Below are 23,572 nucleotides of genomic sequence, written 5' to 3' on the forward strand. Positions count from 1 at the left end.
GGTGATCAGTCCACCGTCACGTAGTCGGGGCCGGAGTAGCGGCCGGTGGCCAGCTTCTGACGCTGCATCAGCAGGTCGTTCAGCAGCGAGGAGGCGCCGAAGCGGAACCAGTGGTTGTCCAGCCAGTCCTCGCCCACGGTCTCGTTGACCAGGACGAGGAACTTGACCGCGTCCTTGGTGGTGCGGATGCCGCCGGCGGGCTTCACGCCGACCTGGACGCCGGTCCGGTCGCGGAAGTCGCGGACGGCCTCCAGCATGAGGAGGGTGTTCGCGGGCGTCGCGTTGACGGCCACCTTGCCGGTGGACGTCTTGATGAAGTCGGCGCCGGCGAGCATGCCGATCCAGCTGGCGCGGCGGATGTTGTCGTACGTCGACAGCTCGCCCGTCTCGAAGATGACCTTGAGCCGGGCGGAGTCGCCGCAGGCCTCCTTGACGGCGACGATCTCGTCGTACACCTTGCCGAACTTGCCCGCGAGGAACGCCCCGCGGTCGATGACCATGTCGATCTCGTCGGCGCCCGCGGCGACGGCGTCCCGGACGTCGGCCAGCTTGACGTCGAGCGCGGCGCGGCCGGCCGGGAAGGCGGTGGCTACGGAGGCCACCTTCACACCGGAGCCGGCGACGGCGGCCTTGGCGGCGGCCACCATGTCCGGATACACGCAGACCGCGGCCGTGGCGGGCGTGGTGCGGTCGGTGGGGTCGGGGTGGACCGCCTTCGCGCCGAGCGCCCGGACCTTGCCCGGGGTGTCCGCGCCTTCCAGCGTCGTCAGGTCGACCATGGAAATGGCCAGGTCGATGGCGTACGCCTTCGCGGTCGTCTTGATGGATCGGGTGCCGAGGGATGCGGCGCGCGCCTCCAGGCCGACCGCGTCGACGCCGGGCAGCCCGTGGAGGAAGCGGCGCAGCGAGCTGTCGGACGTCGTGACGTCCGCGAGTGCGTGAGCTGCGGTGGGTGCGTTGGTGGGCATGGTCACCAGACGAGCATATCTACGCGCGTAGCGGGTGTACACCCCGGCGGGGGATCCGGGGCGGTTCCCGGGTGGCGTGCGGCGGGTCCGGTGGAGGGTCGGTGTCGCGGCGGCCTCCGTGGGAACGGGTGCGCAGCGACCTCCCGTCGGGAACGGGTGCCGCGGCGACCTCCCGTCGGGATCGGGTGCCGCGGCGACCTCCCGTCGGATCGGCGCCTCGGCGGGCTCCCGCTGAGAACCGGTGCCGGGGTGGCCGCCTCCCGTCAAGAATCGGCGCTGCGGCGGCCGTCACGGAGAACCGGCACCGCGGTGGCCTCCCGTCGGGAACGGGTGCCGCGGTGTCCTTCCGCTGAGAACCGGCGCCGCGGTGTCCTTCCGTCGCCGAACCGGCGCTGCGGTGGCCTTCCGTCGAGAACCGGCCGGAATGGCGGATAAAGGGGGAGCGCCACCAGGGGTGAGGTCATCGCCGAAGTTTCGAACGCCGGCGGATATCCTGAATTACCGCGCCTTGACCGAGGGTAATTGCCCTCACTGCCGCCGGGGGCCGTTTCGCGGACTTTCGCGGTACGGACGACCAACCGCCCAGCCGGCGCCAAGGAAATGACGCCGGCTGGGGGATCCATTCCTCTCGGGGGGTGCCCATCGCGGCGTCGAGCCCGATGCTGGGCTGCCCTACGCGCAAGGCAGACAGCGGCCGGACCGGACACCGCGCCCCCCGGAGAGGTTGGGCTGCCCACCGGTTGGATGCCTCCAGTGACGCAGAATGCGGAATATGCCGCAAGGGATATGTGTCCCCGTCACCCGATCGGAGGGGCGTATTCAGGAGCGCATTCCATGGGCGGGCATGGTTCACTAATCCATTACCGGCAATATTGTCCGGTGTACGCGTCATCGATCGCTAATGGAGAAGGTGGCCCCGCCGAGCTTGACGCTCCCGGGAAGGATCGATTTTGCAGCAGCGGAATCCGTTCGGCGGTCCGTCGGTCACCGTGTCGGGCCCCACGCACGCGTGCGGGCCGGACGTCGATCGCCGTCCGGCCCGCACGCGCGTCTGTCACACGTAGGTGAACCCGCCGGAGACGGTCACACTCCCGGCCGGGGTCGTCACGACGACCGCCGCGTTACCGGCCACTCCGGCCGGCGTGATGGCCGCCAGCACCGTGCCGGTGACGTCGACGACCACGTTGGTCGCCGGGACGCCGCCGATGGTCACGCTGGCCCCGGCGAGGTTGGTGCCGATGATGGCGATCGGCGTGCCGCCGACGGTGGCGCCCACCGACGGGGTGATGGAGACCGCCGTGGGCAGCGGCAGACCGACGTAGGTGAACCCGCCGGCGACGGTGGTGCTGCCCGCGGGCGTGGTCACGACGACGGGGACGTTCCCGGCGGCGTGCGGCGGGGTGACGCCGGTGAGCAGGACGCCCGCGATGACGTTCACTCCGACGGCGGGGACGCCGCCGAAGGTGACGCTCGCGCCGGTGAGGTTCGTCCCCACGATCGTGAACGGCGTGCCGCCGGTCGTCGGGCCGGTCGGCGGGGTGAAGACGAGGACCGTCGGGGGCGACGGCACGACCGGTCCCACGTAGGTGTAGTTCGCGGGCGTGCTGGCGCCGGCCGGGGTGGTCACCACGACGGGCACGTTGCCGGCGGCGTGCGGCGGCGCGACCACGGTGATCAGGAAGCCGAAGAGGTCCTGGGAGACGATGGTCGCGGGCGTGCCCCCGAAGGTGACCGAGGTGGCGCCGCCGAGGTTGGTGCCGATGAGCAGGACGCTGTTGCCGCCGGCGGTCGGCCCGAAGCCGGGCACGGCGGCGATCAGCGTCGGCGTCGACACGATGGGGAGCAGGGATGCAGACATGGCTGTCCTCCTGGACGAGGTTGTGGTGTGTGCGAGGTGCGTCGCTCGCGCCCCGCGGGTGCCGGCGTGGTTCCGGGCCGGGTCGGCACGGCTGCACGGGCAGGGGGGACGGCCCGAGTCGGGACGTCGGACGATCAGGGTGCCGGGGTCAGAGGCCACGATCTGGGCGCTGTGACGGCCTTCGACGAGCCGCCGAAGACCTGTCGTCCAGCTCTCGGGCATGGGCTGCGGCGCAGATGCATGTGCGACGGACGCACATGAGACAGGTCGCGGGCATCAGGGATACGCGCTACCCCGAATGGGATGGGCCGCCCACCGGTATGTCCATTGATCCATGCGGGTGAGGGAGTGACAAGAGAGCTGACGGAACATCACCCGTATGGCGGGGCGTGCGACCTGCGCCGACGCCGTACGGCCCGTAATGGCCTTCCGATGCGCCCGTGTGCGCCCTTGTTCACGGCGGGGCGGGAGTTTCATCCCCGCGCGGATGTGGAAGAGGGGGCCCGTCGGAGAGTGGGACGAGCCGGAGGGTGCGAGGGAGCCGGGCCGCGAGGTCGAGGAAACCGGCGTTCCCGCTCACGGACGGTTTCGGCCGCTCAGCCGCCGCTCCGGCGCCCGCCGTCCGGGCGGGTCGGCCCGCCGAGGGGCCCTGCGGCAGAATCGGGAGCATGACGACCCCGGAAGACCAGTCACCAGCACCGCGGCCCCCGGCGCCCGAGTCCAAGGACCGCATCTACCGGTCCCCCGCCGGCATCGCGGCCGGAGTGCTGCTGCTCGGGCTCGTCGGCTGGCTCGGCCTCGACGCGATCCTCGTCGGCAAGGGCCGCACGCCGTGGCTGGCACTGGCGACGCTGCTCCTTCTGGTGCCCCTGATCGTCGCGTTCACGCTCCGCCCCGCGGTGTACGCCAACGACGACCGGCTGCGCGTGCGCAACCCGTTCCGGGTGATCGCACTGCCCTGGGGCGAGGTCGACTCCCTCCGGTCCGGCTACTCCAACGAGGTCGTCACCCACGCCGGGGCGAAGTTCCAGCTGTGGGCGATCCCGGTCTCCCTGCGCGCCCGCAAGAAGGCGCACCGGCAGGAGGCCAAGGCGGAGGCGGACCGCGAGGGACGCGGCGGCGGCCGTCGAACCGGCGGCCTTGGCGGGTTCGGCGCCGGCGAACCGACAGCGCGCGGCGCGAACGCGCGCACCGGTACGGGCGTTCCCGAGGGCCCGGTGAGAGCCGAGGGCGACAAGATCATCCACGAGCTGCGGCTCCTGCGCGAGGTGCGCGAGAAGGCGGCCGGCGCGCAGGGCGAGGTGACGATCCGCTGGGCTTGGGAGATCATGGGCCCCGCGGCGGCGGGCGCGGTGCTCCTGGGCATCCTGTTCGGCCTGGGCTGAACCACGACGCGACACGCCTCCCACCGCCGAGGGTCCGCGACGCGACACCCCCGCGCCCGGCGAGGGCCCTGGGGGCGACGCCCTGGCGCGATCGGCTGACGTCTGCCGCGCCCGGCCCCGCGGTCGGCGTGCCGCGTGATCCGTACGCGTCAGCTTGCCGCGTGGGCTGTGCGCCCGCGAACGTGCCCGTCCGGGGTGAGCCTGCCGCGGGCGCGCCGTTGCGGGTGCTATCGCCGGCGCGGACCCCGCGCCGCCCGATCGGGCTCGCGAGGCCCGCCGTCCAGTCAGTCACCGGTGCTCAGGCGCACCGTTTTGAGAATCGAGGGGGCCTTCCTATGAAGACCCGGCGCAATTGGCGCAGCAACAGCAAGCAGAACTCCGCGCCCGGGGCGTGGGCCCCGGCCCTGGTGAACCGGGTGGCCGGCCTGGTGCGGGGCCGCCGCGGCCGGCTGGTGGGCGGTGTGGCCGTCGCGCTGCTCGCCCTGGCGGGTGGCCTGTGGCTGCTCTTCGGCGGGGACGACGGCGCGAACCGGCCCCCCGATCCGAGGGCGCGGCAGTACCGGGACGTCGACGCCTGCCTGTTGACCGGTGCGGACGGCATAGCCCAGGGGACGGTCGCCGCCTCGGTGTGGGAGGGGATGCAGCAGGCGTCCGAGGAGACCCGGGCCAGGGTGAGCTATGTGCCGGTCACGGGGGAGCAGTCGGCGGCCAACGCCCGGCCGTTCCTCAACGGGCTCGTGCAGCGGCAGTGCGAGATCGTCCTGACGGTCGGCGTACCGCAGGCGCAGGCCGTCCGAGCCGTCGCGGGACAGCATCCTTCGCTGCCCTTCGTCGTGGTCGGCGAGGCAGTGGCGACGGCGAAGAGCAACGTCACCGCCGTACCGCCGGGTGACGGGCTCGAGGCCGCGGTGGTGCGGGAGATCCGTGACGCCGCGTCGGACAAGAGGCCGTGAACAGCCGCAAACTGATCACCAGTCAGTAAAGATCATATAAACATGGGGATCCTGTGTAGAAATTTTGTTCGCGAATAGGCAAACCTTGCGAGGTTCTGTAAGGACCACGTAAAGGCTGTCCATGCGCAAGCAACGGGGGCGTGGTGCTCGCCTGTTTCCGCCGGGTCGTACCGGCAGGGGCAGGATGAGGACCACGGCGCTATCTGTTCTCGTGTTCTTCTCCTTCACGCTCACCACCGAGACGGCGGCGGCGACCGGTGCCACGCTGCCCGCAGTGAGCATGCCGAAGCTGTCGTTGTCCGGTCTGTGGGAGTGGGCCGGCGAGTCGCCGCTCGACACGCCCGACCAGCAGGGCGGCACCGCCGAGGGCAAGAGCCACACCGCCTCCACCGCCGCCACCAGCGCCGACGACGGGGTGGGCCACGCGCCCGGCGAGGGCAAGGGGGAACTCGACGCGTACGAACGGCCCGTGGATCAGACCGACAAGGTCACGACCGGCTCCGCGACCGCCACGGCGAAGAGCTTCGACCCCGCCACCAGCGAGCGCGACGCGGCCAAGTCCACTGCCACCTCGGACTACTTCGTCAACGCCGACGGCTCCACCACGGTCCGCCACTACACCGGCCGGGCCAACTTCAAGGACACCGACGGCACCTGGCAGCCCATCGACACCGCCCTGGTCAAGGACGCGGACGGGCGGTTCTCGCAGGAAGCCAACTCCCTCGACGTCGAGTTCGCCCCGGACACAGGCGACGAGCAACTGGCCTCCGTCGAACTCGGCGACGGCCGCGCGCTGTCGTACACCCTCCAGGGCGCCCGCGAGGTCACGGCGGCCGAGAAGCGCGACGGCACCCTCGTCTACGCCGGCGTCCTGCCCGGCACCGACGTGGAACTCGTCCCCACCGCCGACGGGTTCAAGGAGAACGTCGTCCTGCACTCCAAGGACGCGGCCGACTCCTGGGTGTTCCGGCTGGACGCCAAGGGACTGACCCCGCGCCTCGCCGCCAACGGTGACGTGGAGTTCACCGGCGCCGACGGCAAGGTGACCGCGAGCATCCCGCACGCCTTCATGGTCGACTCCCGTGTCGACCCCCGCTCGGGCGAGGGCACGCGTTCGCAGCAGGTCTCCTACGAACTCACCACCGTGGACGGCGAGCCGGCGCTGCGGATGACCGCCGACCGGGCCTGGCTGGACGACCCCGAGCGGGTCTACCCCGTCACCGTCGACCCCACGACGGTCGTCGCCTCCAGCGAGGCGACGTACGTGCAGTCCGACGCGAGCATCAACCGCTCCAACGAGTCCCAGATCAAGGTCGGTTCGTACGACTCGGGCGCCAACAAGGCCAACTCGTTCCTGCAGTTCTCCACGCTGAGCTCCAAGATCGCCGGACAGAAGGTCTCCGCCGCGACCCTCAACGTGTACGCGCTGTGGTCCTCGTCGTGCACCGCGAAGCCGTTCTCGGTGTACCCGGTGACGCAGTCCTGGTCGCCTTCGACGACCACCGCCTACCCCGGCCCCGCCTACGCCGCCGCCATCGGCACGGCGACCGTCGCCCCCGGCGCCTCGTGCAGCAACAGCGACGGCAGCACCGACGTCGGTGTGAAGATGCCCGTCACGCTGTCGACGCCCTGGTTCACGCAGGTCGCCACCGGCGGCGCCAACTACGGCCTGGCGCTGGCCGCGCCGACGTCCGACGGACTGCACTGGAAGCGGTTCCACTCCGACGACTCGGCGAACGCCGCCATGCGCCCCTCGCTCGACCTGACCTACGCGGCCAACACCCAGCCGCAGGTCAACGCCCAGTACCCCCCGGAGAACTTCCAGGCCAACACCCTCCAGCCGGAACTGCTGGTCTACGCCAGCGACGCCGACAAGTGGCCCAACCCCACGCTGACCTACACCTTCGAGGTGTACGACGCCGACTCCGGCAGCACCACCCCCGTCGTCACGTCCGGCGCCCTGGCCAAGGGCAGCTGGAAGATCCCCGCAGGCAAGCTCAAGTGGTCCAAGAACTACGCCTGGTACGTCGGCGTGACCGACGGCTACCAGGAAGTGACCTACTCCAGCCGCTTCACCACCGCCGTGCCGCAGCCGCCGGTCACCTCGGGCCTCGCCCAGAACACCGACGGGCACGACTTCGACCCCTCGGACGGCAACTACACCACCGACGACACCGACGCGGACGTCGAGGTCGTCGGCCCCTCGCTCCAGATCGACCGCTCCTACAACAGCCTCGACCCGCGCACCGACCAGGCCTTCGGCGCCGGCTGGTCGACGGTCGCCGACATGAAGGCCGCCGAGGTCAAGGACCCCTCCGGCACCGTCACCAGCGTGACCGTCACCTACCCCGGCGGTGAGCAGGTCGCCTTCGGCCGCAACACCGACGGCACGTTCCAGCCCCCGCTCGGCCGCTACGCCCGGCTGCTCGCGGTGACCGGCGGATACACGCTGACGGACAAGGAGTTCACCGAGTACGCCTTCAAGCAGGCCACGGCCAAGGCGGGCACGTACGCCATCTCCGGCATCAAGGACTACGCCGGCCGCGCCGAGACGTTCACCTACAACGCCTCCAAGCAGCTGACGAAGATCACCAACAGCACGGCCAAGCGGTCCCTGACGCTGACCTGGACGACCCCCGCCGGCGCGAGCGCCGCGCACGTCGACTCGGTCGCCACCGACCCCTCGGTCAAGAGCGACGCGACCACCGTCCAGACGTGGAAGTACGGCTACTCCGGCGACCAGCTCACCTCGGTCTGCCCGCCCGCGAGCCCGGCCAGGTGCACCACGTACGGCTACGCCACCGGCAACCACTACCGCACCACCGTCCTCGACGCCGACCCCTACGCCTACTGGCGGCTCGGCGAGACGAGCGGCACGACCGTCGCCAAGGACACGGTAGACACCAACCAGGGCCGCTACAACGGCACTTACCACGACGTGACCCTGGGCGGATCCTCCCTGCTGGCGGGCTCGACCCAGAAGACGGCCACCTTCAACGGCACCACGTCCTACGTCGAGATGCCGTCCGCGCCCGGCGCGACGCCGTCGTACATGACGGTCTCCCTGTGGTTCAAGACCACCACGCCCGGAGGCGTCCTCTTCTACTACGGCGACAAGCCGCTCAGCGACTCGGACCCGGTCGCCAACACGACCAAGAACACCCCGGCGGTCTACGTCGGCACCGACGGCAAGCTGCGCGGCTGCCTCGCCATGTCGCCGAGCTGCAGCCCCACCGCCGTCTCCACCGCCACGGTCACCGACGGCCAGTGGCACAACGCGGTCCTCACGGGTCAGGCCAGCAGCCAGACCCTGTACCTGGACGGCGTCTCCCAGGGCTCGCTGACCGGCACGATCAACGACTGGGAGCAGCCCTGGATCTCGCTCGGCGCGGGTGTGAACACCCACGGCTGGCCGGCGATGAACCCGGACGACAAGCTCGGGCACTACACCGGCCAGATGGCCGAGGCGGCGATCTACTCGGAGCCCCTCGACCCGTCGGCGATCACCGCGCAGTACCAGGCCGCCAAGCGGTCCACCGGACTGCTCGACAAGATCACCACGCCCGGCGGCAAGGTCCGGGCGAAGGTCGCGTACGGGACGACCGACGACCTCGTCCAGCAGGTCACGGACGGCGACGGCGGCGTCTGGAAGCTCAACCCGTCCACCGTCACCGGCTCCTCGCAGGTGTACCGCTCCGCGGTCATGGGCTCCGCGCCGACCGGGTACTGGCGCCTCGCCGACACCCTCGGCGCGCCGCAGGCCGCGAACGAGGTGCACACGGGCTTCGGCACCAACAGCACCGTCACGCAGGGCGTGGCCGGCCCGTTCGGCGCCGGTGACGTGACCGCAGCCTCCTTCAACGGCACCTCCTCCTACGCCGAGATCCCGTACACCCCCTGGCACGGCTCCTCGGCCCGCGCCGTCGAGCTGTGGTTCAAGACCGCCAAGCCCGGCACACTCCTGTCCGACCAGTCGCAGCCGCCGACCCTGTCGGCCCCGTCGGGCACCTGGACCCCCACGCTGTACGTCGGCGCGGACGGCAAGCTGCGCGGCCACTGGTGGAGTTCGGGCACCGCGAACGCCGACTTCGGGTCCACGAAGGCGGTCACCGACAACGTCTGGCACCACGCGGTCCTGACCGCCGACGGCGCCAAGCAGACCCTGTACGTCGACGGCGTCAAGCAGGGCGAACTCGCGAGCGGGGTGAACGACCAGTCCAACACCCGCACGTTCGTCGGCGCGGGCTTCAACAGGTGGTTCAGCTCGCCCGGCGACGTGAGCTTCTTCAACGGCTCCATCGCCGAGGTCGCGGCCTACGACCACGCCCTCACCGAGGACCAGGTCGAGCAGCACTGGTCCGCCTACAAGGCGTCGTCCGGCGTCGCACCGGTGCGCACGGTCACGCTCACCGACCCGACCGACAAGACCCTGACCTACGTGTACGACGCGGAGATGGGCAACCGTCCGCTGGCCGCGATCGACACCAACGGCAAGCGGACCACGTACGGTTACGACACCTCCGGCTTCCTGCACACGGTGACCGACGCCAACGGCAACCGGAGCATCACCGGTCACGACGTCCGCGGCAACACGGTCTCGCAGACCGACTGCCAGGACACGGCCGCCGGCAAGTGCGCCACCGAGTACTACACGTACTACCCCGACGCCACCACCGCCTTCCCGGCGATGGACCCGCGCAACGACCTGCTCCTCACCGAGCGGGACGCGCGCTCCGCGTCCGCCGCCGACAACACGTACCTGACCAGCTACACCTACGACGCCGGCGGCAACCTGCTCACCGTCACCGGCCCGCCCGTGCCCGGTCACCCGGGCGGCCGTACGGCGTCCACGACCTACACCACGTCGTCGACGCCGGCCGCCGAGGGCGGCACGGCCCTCGCGCCGGCCGGCCTGATGGACACGGTGACCACTCCCGGCGGCAAGCGGACCAAGTACGTCTACTTCGCCAACGGAGACCTCGCCGAGGCCGTCGACGCCAACGGCGCGAAGGTCAGGTACACCTACGACGACATCGGCAGGCAGAGCAGCAAGACGGAGATCTCCGACGCCCAGCCGAGCGGCCTCACCACCTCCTGGACGTACGACAAGAACGACCAGGTCGTCACCGAGACCAGCCCCCAGGTCACCAACCGCGTCACCGGCGCCAGGCACCAGGCGAAGTCGACCACGGTCTTCGACGACGACGGCAACATCCTGTCGCAGACCGTCGCCGACCTGACCGGCGGAGACGCCTCGCGCACCACGTCGATGACGTACGACGCCTACAACCGGCTCGCCTCGCGGACCGACCCGGGCGGCGACACCACGTCCTTCGAGTACGACGTCTACGGCAACAAGGTGAAGGAGACCGACCCCGAGGGCAACGTCAACGTCTACACCTTCGACGCCGAGAGCCGGCCGCTGACCACCAGCCTGCTGAACCACACCGGCGACCCGAACGACCCGAAGTCGCCGAGCACCCTGGTCCAGGAGTCCCGGGCCTACGACCCGGCGGGACGCCTCGCCTCCCTGACCGACGCCATGGGCTGGGTGACGGCGTACACCTACACCGACGACGGCCTCGCGGCGTCCGTCGTGCGCAAGGATCCGGCGACCGGCAAGCAGTTCGTCGAGCAGGACAACACCTACGACCTGGCCGGCAACCTGATCAAGCAGGTCACCAACGACGGCCGCACCACCACCACGTTCGCGGTGGACGCCGCCGACCGCGTCACCTCGTCGGTGCTCGACCCGACCGGCGTCAACCGCACCACGAAGGTCTCCTACGACCCGGACGACAACGCCGTGACCGAGTCCGAGACCGACCCGGCGACCGGCGACACCGACCGCGTCGACACCCGCTACGACAACCTCGGCAACATCACCGGCACCACCGTCCACGACGGCACCACCGCCCCGGTGGCCCGCTGGAAGCTGTCCGAGACCAGCGGCCTCACCGCCCAGGACTCCTCGGGCGGCAACAACAAGCTGACGCTGACGAGCGCCGTGAGCCGCTCCACCGAGAAGGGCGGAGCGGTCGTCATCAAGGGCGCGGGCTCCTACGCCCAGTCGAGCGGCCCGGCCGTCAACACCGGTGGCAGCTTCACCGTGTCGGCGTGGGTCAAGCTCAACTCGACCAGCGCCAACAGCGACGTCGTCGCCCAGGACGGCAAGACCGCCAGCGGCTTCCAGCTGTACTACTCCACGGCGTACGGCTGGACCTTCAACCGGCACGCGGCCGACGCGACCGACGCGGCGACCATTCGCGCCGCCTCGGGCACCTCGGCGGTGACGTCGGGCGTCTGGACCCACCTCACCGGTGTGTACGACCAGGCCTCCGCGTCGCTGAAGCTGTACGTCAACGGCGCCCAGTCCGGGACGACGACCGCCTTCACCACCCCCTGGGAGGCAACCGGGCCGCTCCAGCTCGGACGGCGTCTGTACAACGGCGTCTACGCCGAGAACACGCAGGCCGCCATCGCCGACGTCCAGGTCTACGGCGAGGCGCTGACCGCCTCCCAGGTGTCCGCGGTGTACGGCGGCACGCTTCCCGCGGCGGGCAGTTCGGTCCGCACCACGACGTGGAAGCTGGACCAGCGCGGCCTGCCCACGTCGATGACCGACCCGGCCGGCAACACCACCGACTACGGCTACGACGAGGCGGCCCAGCAGACCACGGTCACCGAACCCGCCGTCGACGCGGAGACCGGAGGCGGCGCGGCCACCTCCGTCCGCCCCATCTCGATGACGGGCTACAACACCTTCGGCGAGACGACGGAGACCTCCGACCCGCTCGGCAACGTCACGACCGTCGCCTACGACGCGGAGGGTCAGGAGACCTCCACCACGTCCCCGGGCTACACCGCGCCGGGGGCCGGCGCCCCGGTCACCGCGACCTCCTGGAACGAGTACAACAAGCTCGGCCAGGTCACCGCGGAGGTCGACCCGCTGGGCAACCGCACGACGTACACCTACACCCAGCTCGGCGACGTGGCCTCGGTCACCGAACCCGGCGGCGGCAAGTCCACGTTCGTCTACTCCACCAACGGCGACCTGCTGTCGGCCACCCGGCCCGGCGGGGCGCGCGAGGAGTCGACGTGGGACTACCTCGGCCGTGAGCTGACCAGCACGGACGTCGTGCGGCAGCCGACGCAGCGGGCGTACACGTCGATCAACGAGTACGACGCGCCGGGCGGCGACCTGTCCCGGACCGTGAGCGCGGCAGGGGTTGCCGAGTCCTACAAGTACAACGCGCTCGGCGAGGTCACGGAGGTGACCGACGGCGCCGGCAACACCTCCAAGTTCACCTACACCATGGACGGCGACGTCCTCACCGCGACGAACCCCGACGGCACCAGCACCCGCAACACCTACAACGGCTACGGTCAGTTGACCGCGACCAGCGACCTGGACACCGCGGGCGCGGTCCTGCGCACCAGCAGCACCGCCTACGACCGTGCGGGCAACGCGGTGTCGGTGACCGATCCCCGCGGGCACAGCACCACGTACACCTACGACCCGACGGGCCTGGTCACCAAGGCGGTCGAACCCGTCTCGGCCACCGACTCCATCACCACGACCTACGGCTACGACGTGGCGGGCAACCCCACGCGCTTCACCGACGGCCGCGGCAACCCGTTCATCACGACCTACAACACGTGGGGGCTGCCCGAGTCGGTGATCGAACCGTCCACCCCGGCCCACCCCGACCTCGCCGACCGCACCTTCACCACGGTGTACGACGCGGCCGGCCGGGCCAGGGAGCAGCGCTCCCCGGGCGGAGTGGTCGTCACCCAGGAGTACGACGCCAAGAGCCGGCTGGTGAAGCAGTCGGGCACGGGTGCGGAGGCCGAGACGGTCGACCACACCTACGCCTACGACGCCGACGACCGCGTCACCTCGGTGACGGGCACGGACTCCGACACCGGCAGGGACACGTTCACGTACGACGACCGGGGCCTGCTCCTGTCGACGTCGGGGCCGTCCGGCTCCTCGTCCTTCGCCTATGACGGCGACGGCGCGATGACGTCCCGGACGGACGCCTCGGGCACCTCGACGTACGCCTACGACACGGCCGGCCGCCTCAGGACGCAGGTCGACGGCGCCACCGGCTCGACGATGACGTACGTCTACGACGTCGACAACAAGGTCAAGCAGATCGACCTGGGCGACGGAAAGGCCAAGCGGGAGTTCTCCTACGACGCGCTGCAACGGCCGACGTCGGAGAAGCTGACCTCGCCCACCGGCAAGACGGTGGCGTCCCTCGCGTACGGCTGGGACGAGAACGACAACCTGACGTCGAAGACGACGACGGGAGTCGCCGGCGCGTCCACGAACACCTACACCTACGACTGGGCGAACCGCCTGACGTCGTGGAACAACGGGACGTCAACGGAGGTCTACGGCTACGACGCCTCGGGCAACCGCACCCGCGTCGGCGGCGACACCTACACCTACGACGCCCGCAACCGCCTCACATCGGACGGGCACTCCACGTACGCGTACACCGCGCGCGGCACGATGAAGACCACGACGGACGAGGGCGGCGTGCAGACGTCGGTCAAGGCGGACGCCTTCAACCGCGTGATCAGCGAGGGCGACCGCACGTACGCCTACGACGGCCTCGACCGGGTGCTCAGCGCCAAGGACGGGACCGGCGCCGAGGCCTTCTCCTTCCGCTACAGCGGTCTCGGCAACGACGTGGCCTCCGACGGTCACGCCGTCTACAGCCGCGGGGCGGACGGTTCGCTCGCGGGTGTGAAGACGGCGCTGTCGTCGGTGCTGGTGTGGACCGACCTCCACGACGACGTGGTGGCCCAGTTCACCGACGCCGCCGAGACGCTGTCCGGCTCGACGACGTACGCGCCGTTCGGCAAGGTCACCGCCACCACCGGCATGCTGGGCAACCTCGGTTACCAGTCGGGCTGGACCGACCCGCAGACGGCCAAGGTCAACATGGCCGCGCGCTGGTACTCGCCGGAGACCGGGCAGTTCAACAGCCGGGACACGGTGTCCAACAGCCCGCTGCCGGCGTCGGTGAACGCCAACCGCTACTCCTTCGCCAACCAGAACCCGATGACGGAGATGGACCCGACGGGCCACTGGTCCATCGGCGGCCTGGTGAAGAGCTTCAAGAAGACCGTCAAGAAGGCCACGAAGAAGGCCAAGTCGGCCGTCAAGTCGACGTGGAAGAAGGGCAAGGCAGCGGTCAAGAAGGCCGCGAAGAAGGTCCGCAAGGTCGCGAAGGCCGTCAAGCGCGCGGTCAAGAAGGTGGCACGCAAGGCGCACCGTGCGGTGCGCAAGGCGGTGCGGTACGTCCAGGACAGCGTCAAGAAGGTCAAGAGATACGCCAAGCGGACCTACAAGTACGCCAAACGCCAGGTCCACCGCGTGGTCCAGAAGGCCAAGCGGACAGTTCGAGCGGTCGCCAAAACCGTCAAACACGTCGCCAAGAAGGCGGTCGCGGCCGGAAAGAAGGCGGCCAAGAAGATCGGCCGGGGCCTGAAGAAGGCAGCGAAGGCCTCAGCGAACTACGTCAAGCAGCACGCGGCGACCATCGTCTCGGTTGCTGTGGGTGTGGTGGTCTTCGCCGGCTGCACGGGAGCCACTCTGGGCGGTGGCGCCCTGGCCTGCGCGGCCCTGGCGGGCGCGGCGGCCAACGGCGTCGGCTACATGATGAGCGACGGCCCCAAGTCGGTCGGCGGGCTCCTCGGTTCGATGGCGATCGGCGGCCTGACCGGGGCCGTCGGCGGCGCTGTGGGCGGCGCGGCCTCTGGCGCGGTCGGTCGCCTGCTGGCGGGCGTCGGCGGCAAGGTGGCGCAGGGCGCGGCCATGGGCTCCGCGGGCGGCGCCGCCGAGGGCGCGGTCGGCTACGGCATCAGCTGCGCGGCGAGCGAGGAAGGCTGCAGTGCGAGCGGCGCGGCCAAGGCGACGGCGACGGGCGCGGTCGTCGGCGGCATCTTCGGAGCGGCGGCGAGCAAGTACGGCGGCAAGGGCAAGTCGTCCAAGGCCGACGACGAGACGCCGGGGGCAAGCTGCCGCGTCCCCGCGAAGCACAGCTTCACCGGTCTGACCGGTGTGCTGATGGCCGACGGCACGGTCAAGCAGATCTCGCAGGTCAAGGCCGGCGACTACGTCCTCACGGCGGAACCCGGCAAGAAGAAGAAGGAGAAGCACCGGGTCAAGGCGGTCATCGTCACCAAGACCGACCGTGACTACGTCGACGTCGTCGTAGCCACCAAGGCCGGCAAGAAGACGATCCAGACCACCAAGCACCACCAGTTCTACGAGGTGAGCCGCAACAGCTGGACCCAGGCGGGCGACCTCAAGGCGGGCCAGACCCTCCAGAACGCCGACGGGGCGGCGACCCCGATCGTCGAGATCAAGTCGTACACGGCGCAGAGGGTCACGTACGACCTGAGTGTCGAGAGCCTGCACACGTACCATGTGCTCGCAGGCGCCACCCCCGTACTTGTTCACAATTGTGATACCGGTGGGCTGAGCCTCTCGGGCGCGCGGCACGTGAGCGGACGCTTCCCCAAGACCGCCAAACCCGGTGAAGTTCTTTACCGTCAGAAGGAGGATGGGACGGTCACCGCTTACGCAAGATATGACGACGAGGGTGCGATTGCTCAACGTGCGGATATCGACCCCGACTCTGCCCCGCATGCCGGCATACCGGCTCCACACATTCTCGACATGTTGAAGCATGTCAATCCGAAGACAGGGCAGGCTTTCCGTAACTGGGCAAAGCTGCCGCGGCCCCTGCGTCCGGAAGAGGAACTATGCGGCTGCCGGTAGGCGCAGAATTTGACGTGAACGGGACCGTCGAGTGGTCCTGGGGTGATCGAATATTGGCTGAGCCCGAACCGGGCGCCGACACCACCATGGCGGATGCCTAAAGTATTCAACCCGCGCAGATTCCGTATCTGCGCGGGTTGCCGGGAGGCCAGGCCGCTGAGCGAGCAGTGAAAGGAATTAGTCTATGGGTGATCCGATGGAGTATCCCAAAATCAAGTCCTGGGTGGATGACTGGGGAGGTGCCGTCGACTATGTGGATTACGTGAAACATAGTGCCGATCTGGCAACTTTGGTGGCGTTCTCTCGGATCTTCTGGCCTCGTTTTGTCGAGGTGGGGAACTGTGTGCTCTGGGACCGGGCATATGAGGAGTCAACTTTTGAAGCCTGGCGCGAAAAACTCGCTGGCGACACCCGGAAGATCGAGGCGATGCTGAATCAGCTGAGGGTTTGGGAGGTCGTCGAATCGGAAGACGTGGACGAGGATCGGCAGGCGCTGGAATTTTCTGCAGAATGCATTGCGAAAGCTTGGAGCGCTGCTCTGTGTGCCGAATTTCCTGGTCGGGCTTTCGATGTTCGAATCGTTGATTCCGAGGATGGCCCCATCGTGACCTTCTCCTCTGGAATGAGATAGGTCTACGATCCGTTCCGGAATACCGGATTTCGCCTGTGTCGAAAGCATTGGATGAGGGGGCCGGTGAGCTGGATCGGGGAGTGCTCGCCGAGGTGTGGGCTGTCAGATTGCGAAGCGCCGCAGTTTGACGCCGATGGACTCGGCGAGGTGGTTCAGGTCGTCGGGATCGCTGGTGACCACTGCGGCCTGGTACTGGACGGCGGTGGCGACGACGATCGCGTCGACGACGTCCGCGGTCCCGGAGGCGGTGCAGGTGATACCGGCGGCGCGACCGGTCCGCTCGTCGTCGGGGCGGATGTCGCAGCCCTTGAGCACGCGCGAGATCTGGTGCTGCGTTCCGCCGCGCCATGCCTGAGCGAGAACGACCACCGGAACGGTCGCCGAATGCGGGCAGCGGTCGACTCGTCGTGCAGAGCGAGGAAGTCCGGGTTGCGCCGTTCGGCGGCCAGCAGGGCGCCGGTGTCGTAGACGATCGCGCGCACTAACCGGCCGCCCGCCACGGTTCGTCGTCGAGCAGCCCGGCTTCCAGCAGGAACTCGCGGGCGCGCTGCCGGGACTCCTCGGGCAGCTTTCCGTGCCCGCTCTCGTACTCGGCCACCAGCTCGCGGGCGGCGGCACGGCCAGCCGCGTGCAGAGCGGCGACGCGGGCCTTCTCGATGGCAGCCTCGGCCAGCCATGCGGAGACCGGCTTGCCCTCTTCGGCTGCCGCTACCTTGATCGTCTCCTCGACCTCGGGCGGCACCGAGACCGACAGCTTCCGTGGGTCATGGCTCCACGACAGCGCTCGGTAGGAACGCGTTCCTACCCGTGACAGGCGCCCTGCGGTTTCGCAGGGCGCCTGTCATTTGCTGTGTGCCGGAGACTGCCTGGGGTCAGCTCAGATGCCGGCTGCCGTCGACAGGTCGTGCTTGATCGCTGTCAGGAGGGCCGTCGCCTTCGCGCGCGCCGTCGGGAGGTCCGCGTGGGTCGCGGCCGGGACCACTACCTCCAGGTAGCACTTCAGCTTCGGTTCCGTGCCGCTCGGGCGGACGATCACTCGGGCGCCGTCGAGGGTGTAGCGCAGGCCGTCGGTCGGGGGGAGGGTGTCCGTGCCCCGGGTGAGGTCCTCGGCTCGGGTGACCCGGAGACCGGCGAGCGTGGTCGGCGGGTGCTCGCGCAGGCGGCTCATCGCGTTCACGATGATCGTCAGGTCCTCCACACGGACCGACAGCTGGTCGGTCGCGTGCAGGCCGTGCTCGACGGCCAGGTCGTCCAGGAGGCCCAGCAGCGTGCGGTTCTCCGACTTGAGCTGTGACGCCAGCTCCGTGATGAGCAGGGCCGCCGTGATGCCGTCCTTGTCGCGAACGCCCTCGGGGTCGACGCAGTAGCCGAGCGCCTCCTCGTAGCCGTAGCGCAGACCGTCGACGCGGGCGATCCACTTGAAGCCGGTGAGGGTCTCCTCGTAGGGCAGACCCGCCTTCTCGGCGATACGGCCCAGCAGCGACGAGGAGACGATCGACTCGGCGAACGTGCCCCGCGCGCCGCGCGAGACCAGGTGGGCCGCGAGCAGCGCGCCGACCTCGTCGCCGCGCAGCATGCGCCAGTCGCCGCCGTCCTTGACCGCCACCGCGCAACGGTCGGCGTCGGGGTCGTTGGCGATGACCAGGTCCGGGTCGCTCTCACGGGCCTTCGCGAAGGCGAGGTCCATCGCGCCGGGCTCCTCCGGGTTGGGGAAGGCGACCGTCGGGAAGTCCGGGTCGGGTTCGGCCTGTTCGGCGACGAGGACCGGCTCGGGGAAGCCGGCGCGGGCGAACGCGGCGAGGAGGACGTCCTTGCCGACGCCGTGCATCGCCGTGTAGACCGTGCGGGCCGTACGCGGGGAGGCGGGGTCGAGGACCGCGTCCGTACGGGCCAGGTACGCGTCCAGGACGGAGTCGTCCAGGGTCTCCCAGCCGGACTCCGGGCGAGGTACGTCGTCCAGCGAGCGGACGGCGGCGATCTCGGCGGCGATCTCCGCGTCGGCCGGCGGGACGATCTGGGAGCCGTCGCCCAGGTAGACCTTGTAGCCGTTGTCCCGGGGCGGGTTGTGGCTGGCGGTGACCTCGACGCCGGCGACCGCGCCCAGGTGCCTGATGGCGTATGCCAGGACGGGGGTGGGGAGGGGGCGGGGGAGGACGGCCGCGCGCAGGCCGGCGCCGGTCATGACGGCCGCCGTGTCGCGGGCGAAGTCGGCCGACTTGTGGCGGGCGTCGTAGCCGATGACGACGAGGCCGTCGCCCTGGCCCTTGGCCTTGAGGTACGCGGCCAGGCCGGCGGCGGCGCGGATGACGACGGCGCGGTTCATGCGCATCGGGCCGGCGCCGAGTTCGCCCCGCAGGCCGGCGGTGCCGAACTGGAGGGTGCCGGAGAAACGGGCGGCCAGCTCGGTGACGTCTCCCGCGTCGAGGAGCTTCGCGAGTTCCTCCCGGGTCTCCGGGTCGGGGTCCTCGGCGAGCCACGCCTGGGCGCGGGCGGTCAGGTCGTCATGCACGGTTGGGTCAGCCTCTCGTGTGGTCGTGGGTTTCCTCGCCCCCGCCGCCCCTTCCCTTCCCGTTCTCGGGGGCTGCCGCCCCCGGGCCCCCGCTAAGGCCCTGAACGGGCCTCGTCCTCAAACGCCGGACGGGCTGGACGGCCTCACCCTGATGGGGAGCGGGCGAGCCCGGGGGCGGAGCCCCCGGTGGATCAGGGGCAGCGCCCCTGAGTGCCGCGCTGGTCCTACAGCCGGCCCAGCACCTGCGCCAGCAGCGCGCCCATCCGCGTCGCGCTGTCCCGCCCCGCCTGCAGGACCTCCTCGTGGTTCAGCGGCTCGCCCGTCATGCCGGCGGCGAGGTTGGTGACGAGGGAGATGCCCAGCACCTCCGCGCCCGCCTCCCGCGCGGCGATGGCCTCGAGGACCGTGGACATGCCCACCAGGTCGGCGCCGATCGTGCGCGCCATCCGGATCTCCGCCGGCGTCTCGTAGTGCGGGCCGGGGAACTGGGCGTAGACGCCCTCCTCCAGCGAGGAGTCGATCTCCTTGCACAGCGTCCGCAGCCGCGGCGAGTACAGGTCAGTGAGGTCGACGAAGTTCGCGCCGACGATCGGGGAGGTCGCCGTCAGGTTCAGGTGGTCGCTGATCAGGACCGGCTGGCCGGGGCGCATGCCCTCGCGCAGGCCGCCACAGCCGTTGGTCAGGACGATCGTCTTGCTGCCGGCCGCCACCGCGGTCCGCACACCGTGGGCGACGGCGGCCACGCCGCGGCCCTCGTAGTAGTGGGTGCGGCCCAGGAAGACCAGGGCGCGCTTCTCGCCGATCCGGTACGAGCGGATCTTGCCGCCGTGGCCCTCGACCGCCGGCGGCGGGAAGCCGGGCAGCTCGGTGACCGGGAACTCGGCGTCCGGCGCGCCCAGCGCGTCCACGGCCGGCGCCCAGCCGGAGCCCATCACGAGGGCGACGTCGTGGGTGTCGGCGCCGGTGAGTTCGCGCAGCCGCGCCGCGGCGGCGTCGGCGGCCCCGTAGGGGTCGCCCTGGATGTCGTCCGGGAGAAGAGATGCGTTCACGCGATGAGGGTAGCCCGGATCGGCCTACGCGCGTAGATGAGGAACCCGACGGGATGCCGATCGTTGCCTTGTCGTTTCCAACCAGCGGCCCGGACGACCGCTCACGGTCGGTGGGCGGCCGCCTCAGCAGGGCCGCTTGCGCAGCTCCATCACATAGTCGTGGGGCGCCCCCGCGGACTCGGCCGCGTCGGCGATCTCGCCGAGGTAGCGGGCCGACGGCAGGCCGCCCTCGTAGCCGTTGAGGACGTACGTCCAGCCCTGCTCCTCGCCGTCGAGGGTGTGGACGCGGATCCGGGTGCGCCGGTAGACGTCGAGGCTGCCGACGCCCTCCCAGCGGTCCAGGGACTCCTCGTCCATGGGGGCGATGTCGTACAGCGCGACGAAGACCTGTGAGAAGGGGTCCTCCACGATCGTCGCGAGCGCGCCCTCCCAGCCCATGTGCTCGCCGCCGAAGGTCAGCCGCCAGCCGTTCAGCCAGCCCGTCGCGCGCAGCGGGGAGTGCGGGGCGCGGCGGGTCATCAGCCGCGCGTCGAGGTTGCCGGCGTACGCGGCGTAGAGCGACATGGGTCGAGAGTACGGCAGCCAGGGCGAGGTCACCGAGGTGTCCGCCGCCACTCGGGCACCGCCCGCCCCCCGGGGAAGTGCCCCGTCGACGTGTGCGGGACAATGGGGTACGTGACTCGGATCGTGATCATCGGTGGCGGACCCGGCGGCTACGAAGCGGCCCTGGTGGCCGCGCAGCTCGGCGCGGAGGTGACCGTCGTCGACGCCGACGGTCTGGGCGGGGCGTCGGTGCTGACCGACTGCGTGCCGTCGAAGACGCTCATCGCCACGGCGGAGGTGATGACCACCTTCGACTCCTCCTACGAGGAGCTGGGCATCATCGTCGCCGACGACACCCCGCCGCTGGAGCAGGCGGCCCGGGTGGTCGGGGTGGACCTGCACAAGGTCAACCGGCGTGTGAAGCGGCTCGCGCTCGCGCAGTCGCACGACATCACCGCCTCCGTGACCCGCGCCGGCGCGCGTGTGCTGCGCGGGCGCGGCCGGCTGGAGGGGATGCAGTCCCTCGACGGCTCCCGCAAGGTCGTGGTCACCGCCGCCGACGGCACCGAGGAGACCCTCACCGCCGACGCCGTCCTCATCGCCACCGGCGGTCATCCGCGCGAGCTGCCCGACGCCCAGCCCGACGGCGAGCGCATCCTCAACTGGACCCAGGTCTACGACCTGCGGGAGCTGCCCGAGGAGCTCATCGTGGTCGGCTCCGGCGTGACCGGCGCCGAGTTCGCCGGCGCCTACCAGGCCCTGGGCTCCAAGGTGACGCTGGTGTCGTCCCGGGACCGGGTGCTGCCGGGTGAGGACCCGGACGCCGCCGCCGTCCTGGAGGACGTCTTCCGCCGCCGCGGCATGAACGTGATGGCCCGCTCCCGTGCGCAGTCCGCCAAGCGCGTCGGCGACCGGGTCGAGGTGACGCTCGCCGACGGCCGGGTCATCACCGGCTCGCACTGTCTGATGGCCGTCGGCGCGATCCCCAACAGCGAGGGGCTGGGCCTCGAGGAGGCGGGCGTCAGGGTCCGCGACTCCGGGCACATCTGGACCGACAAGGTCTCCCGTACGACCGCCCCCGGCGTGTACGCCGCCGGTGACGTGACCGGCGTCTTCGCGCTCGCCTCCGTCGCCGCCATGCAGGGCCGCATCGCCATGTACCACTTCCTCGGCGACGCGGTGGCCCCGCTCAACCTCAAGACGGTCTCCTCCAACGTCTTCACCGACCCCGAGATCGCCACCGTCGGCTACACGCAGGCGGACGTGGACTCGGGCAAGATCGACGCCCGGGTCGTCAAGCTGCCGCTGCTGCGCAACCCGCGCGCGAAGATGCAGGGCATCCGGGACGGCTTCGTCAAGATCTTCTGCCGGCCGGGCACGGGGATCGTCGTCGGCGGTGTGGTCGTGGCGCCGCGCGCCTCGGAGCTGATCCACCCCATCTCGATCGCCGTCGACAACAATCTGACGGTCGAACAGATCGCGAACGCCTTCACGGTGTACCCGTCGCTGTCGGGGTCGATCGCCGAGGTGGCGCGGCAGTTGCAGACGAGCAAGGCGGGCGGCGAGGGCTGACCGGGGCGCGCGACGGCGCCCACCGGGGCATGAGGGGCGCGGCCGGAACCGATTCCCCGCTGGCCACGGGGAGTTGTGGCCCGTGCGGATGGCATAGGCGGGGCAACTAGACCCCTATACCACCTCTGTCCCTACTGTGCGAACAACTTCTGTTATTCGGCGCAAAGAGCTGAAAGCAGACGGTCGCCCGCGTTACTGTCAGTTTCGTGTTCGCTGCAGAACGTCGCCAATTGATCCTCGAAATGGTGCGAGCCAACGGAGCCGTGTCGCTCCGTGAGCTCGCCCGCGTCGTCCAGACCTCCGAAGTGACCGTACGGCGGGACGTGCGCGCACTGGAGGCAGAAGGACTCCTCGACCGCCGGCACGGCGGTGCGGTATTGCCGGGCGGTTTCACGCGGGAGTCCGGCTTTCCGCAGAAGTCCCATCTCGCGACCGCCGAGAAGACCGCCATCGCCGACCTCGCCGCCAACTTCGTGGAAGAGGGCGAGGCCATCGTGGTCGGGGCGGGTACCACCACCCAGGAGCTCGCGCGCCGCCTCGCCCGGGTGCCAGGCCTGACCGTCGTCACCAACTCCCTGCTGGTGGCACAGGCGTTGGCCCACGCGAACCGGGTGGAGGTCGTGATGACCGGCGGCACGCTCAGAGGGTCCAACTACGCCCTCGTCGGCAGCGGGGCCGAGCAGTCCCTCCAGGGGCTGCGGGTCTCGCGGGCCTTCCTCTCCGGGAGCGGCCTCACCGCCGAGCGCGGACTGTCCACGTCCAACATGCTGTCCGCGTCCGTGGACCGGGCGCTGGTGCAGGCCGCCGCCGAGGTCGTCGTCCTCGCCGACCACACCAAGCTCGGCACCGACACCATGTTCCAGACCGTGCCGACGGACGTCATCACCCGCCTGGTGACCGACGAACCGCCCGCCCATGACGACCGCGCCGCCACCGAACTCCAGGCCCTCGCCGACCAGGGGGTGCAGATCGCCGTGGCCGGGGCGTCGGGAAGCCCGGGGGGTGACGCGGTCCCGGCGCGCCGCCAGCAGCAGCGCCGGGACGTCCCCCTGCCGGCCCCCCGCCGGGGCCAGGTCCCCGGCGCGGCCGGCGCGAACGGCCTGCGCACGGCCGCGGTGCTGGGCGGGGAGCAGGCCCCGGGGGGTGAGCGGGCGGCCCGCGTCGCGGATCTCCGCCGCCGCTGAGCCGTCCCCGCGAGGACCTCTCGAAGGGGCCGCCGGGCCGGGAGTCCGCTCCCGATGTACGGCGAGGCGCCCGCCGGATCCCTTGGATCCCGCGGGCGCCTCGGCGCGTGTGCCTCTGC

General features: G+C 70.5%; 13 protein-coding genes. 6 read left to right on the plus strand and 7 right to left on the minus strand.

Features of this window, described 5'->3' with window-relative positions:
- Window positions 1–5: 5 nt before the first annotated feature.
- Window positions 6–968 carry a deoxyribose-phosphate aldolase gene (gene deoC, locus EV567_RS18535; protein WP_130441707.1) on the minus strand — a complete coding sequence of 321 codons (963 nt, stop codon included), beginning with the start codon at window positions 966–968 and terminating at the stop codon, window positions 6–8.
- 1,054 nt (window positions 969–2,022) lie between these two features.
- Window positions 2,023–2,826 carry an IPT/TIG domain-containing protein gene (locus EV567_RS18540; protein ID WP_130441398.1) on the minus strand — a complete coding sequence of 268 codons (804 nt, stop codon included), beginning with the start codon at window positions 2,824–2,826 and terminating at the stop codon, window positions 2,023–2,025.
- Window positions 2,827–3,494: 668 nt separating this feature from the next.
- On the opposite strand from EV567_RS18540, the gene EV567_RS18545 reads away from it, so the two are divergent.
- From EV567_RS18545 to EV567_RS18560, 4 genes are all read left to right on the plus strand, one after another.
- Entirely contained in the window at window positions 3,495–4,211 is a 717-nt protein-coding gene (locus EV567_RS18545; RefSeq protein ID WP_130441400.1) for a PH domain-containing protein, read from the plus strand.
- 335 nt (window positions 4,212–4,546) lie between these two features.
- On the plus strand, window positions 4,547–5,164 hold the full coding sequence (locus tag EV567_RS18550; protein ID WP_242620882.1) for a BMP family ABC transporter substrate-binding protein: 618 nt from the start codon (window positions 4,547–4,549) through the stop codon (window positions 5,162–5,164).
- 184 nt (window positions 5,165–5,348) lie between these two features.
- Entirely contained in the window at window positions 5,349–15,965 is a 10,617-nt protein-coding gene (locus tag EV567_RS18555) for a LamG-like jellyroll fold domain-containing protein (protein ID WP_242620883.1), read from the plus strand.
- Window positions 15,966–16,149: 184 nt separating this feature from the next.
- Window positions 16,150–16,596 carry a hypothetical protein gene (locus EV567_RS18560; RefSeq protein WP_242620884.1) on the plus strand — a complete coding sequence of 149 codons (447 nt, stop codon included), beginning with the start codon at window positions 16,150–16,152 and terminating at the stop codon, window positions 16,594–16,596.
- Window positions 16,597–16,698: 102 nt separating this feature from the next.
- Here the strand turns inward: EV567_RS18560 and EV567_RS18565 are convergent, their stop codons facing one another.
- The 5 genes from EV567_RS18565 to EV567_RS18585 all read right to left on the minus strand — a co-directional run bounded on the left by EV567_RS18565 (window position 16,699) and on the right by EV567_RS18585 (window position 20,718).
- Window positions 16,699–16,965 (minus strand): hypothetical protein, encoded by a 267-nt coding sequence (locus tag EV567_RS18565; RefSeq protein WP_207228800.1) that lies wholly within the window; start codon window positions 16,963–16,965, stop codon window positions 16,699–16,701.
- A gap of 112 nt (window positions 16,966–17,077) precedes the next feature.
- Entirely contained in the window at window positions 17,078–17,338 is a 261-nt protein-coding gene (locus EV567_RS18570; protein WP_207228801.1) for a hypothetical protein, read from the minus strand.
- A gap of 135 nt (window positions 17,339–17,473) precedes the next feature.
- Window positions 17,474–19,105, minus strand: coding sequence for a phospho-sugar mutase (locus EV567_RS18575; protein WP_130441404.1), 1,632 nt, complete (start codon window positions 19,103–19,105; stop codon window positions 17,474–17,476).
- A gap of 224 nt (window positions 19,106–19,329) precedes the next feature.
- On the minus strand, window positions 19,330–20,154 hold the full coding sequence (locus EV567_RS18580) for a purine-nucleoside phosphorylase (protein WP_130441406.1): 825 nt from the start codon (window positions 20,152–20,154) through the stop codon (window positions 19,330–19,332).
- A 123-nt stretch (window positions 20,155–20,277) separates the two neighbouring features.
- Window positions 20,278–20,718 carry a gamma-glutamylcyclotransferase gene (locus EV567_RS18585; RefSeq protein ID WP_130441408.1) on the minus strand — a complete coding sequence of 147 codons (441 nt, stop codon included), beginning with the start codon at window positions 20,716–20,718 and terminating at the stop codon, window positions 20,278–20,280.
- Between the two features lie 102 nt (window positions 20,719–20,820).
- On the opposite strand from EV567_RS18585, the gene EV567_RS18590 reads away from it, so the two are divergent.
- Together EV567_RS18590 and EV567_RS18595 are read left to right on the plus strand one after the other, a co-directional pair.
- Complete coding sequence (locus EV567_RS18590) at window positions 20,821–22,269, plus strand: NAD(P)H-quinone dehydrogenase (RefSeq protein WP_130441410.1); 1,449 nt, start codon at window positions 20,821–20,823, stop codon at window positions 22,267–22,269.
- A 206-nt stretch (window positions 22,270–22,475) separates the two neighbouring features.
- Window positions 22,476–23,453 carry a DeoR/GlpR family DNA-binding transcription regulator gene (locus tag EV567_RS18595; protein WP_130441412.1) on the plus strand — a complete coding sequence of 326 codons (978 nt, stop codon included), beginning with the start codon at window positions 22,476–22,478 and terminating at the stop codon, window positions 23,451–23,453.
- Window positions 23,454–23,572: the final 119 nt, after the last annotated feature.

It is taken from the genome of Streptomyces sp. BK239, assembly GCF_004217285.1.
In the GTDB taxonomy this organism is placed as follows: domain Bacteria; phylum Actinomycetota; class Actinomycetes; order Streptomycetales; family Streptomycetaceae; genus Streptomyces.

What these genes read in the sequence shown, in the direction of transcription:
- deoC (WP_130441707.1), bottom strand. Translation starts at nt 968, where the DNA reads ATGCCCACCAACGCACCCACCGCAGCTCACGCACTCGCGGACGTCACG.
- EV567_RS18560 (WP_242620884.1), top strand. Translation starts at nt 16,150, where the DNA reads ATGGGTGATCCGATGGAGTATCCCAAAATCAAGTCCTGGGTGGATGAC.
- EV567_RS18555 (WP_242620883.1), top strand. Translation starts at nt 5,349, where the DNA reads ATGAGGACCACGGCGCTATCTGTTCTCGTGTTCTTCTCCTTCACGCTC.
- EV567_RS18550 (WP_242620882.1), top strand. Translation starts at nt 4,547, where the DNA reads ATGAAGACCCGGCGCAATTGGCGCAGCAACAGCAAGCAGAACTCCGCG.
- EV567_RS18590 (WP_130441410.1), top strand. Translation starts at nt 20,821, where the DNA reads ATGGGGTACGTGACTCGGATCGTGATCATCGGTGGCGGACCCGGCGGC.
- EV567_RS18585 (WP_130441408.1), bottom strand. Translation starts at nt 20,718, where the DNA reads ATGTCGCTCTACGCCGCGTACGCCGGCAACCTCGACGCGCGGCTGATG.
- EV567_RS18540 (WP_130441398.1), bottom strand. Translation starts at nt 2,826, where the DNA reads ATGTCTGCATCCCTGCTCCCCATCGTGTCGACGCCGACGCTGATCGCC.
- EV567_RS18545 (WP_130441400.1), top strand. Translation starts at nt 3,495, where the DNA reads ATGACGACCCCGGAAGACCAGTCACCAGCACCGCGGCCCCCGGCGCCC.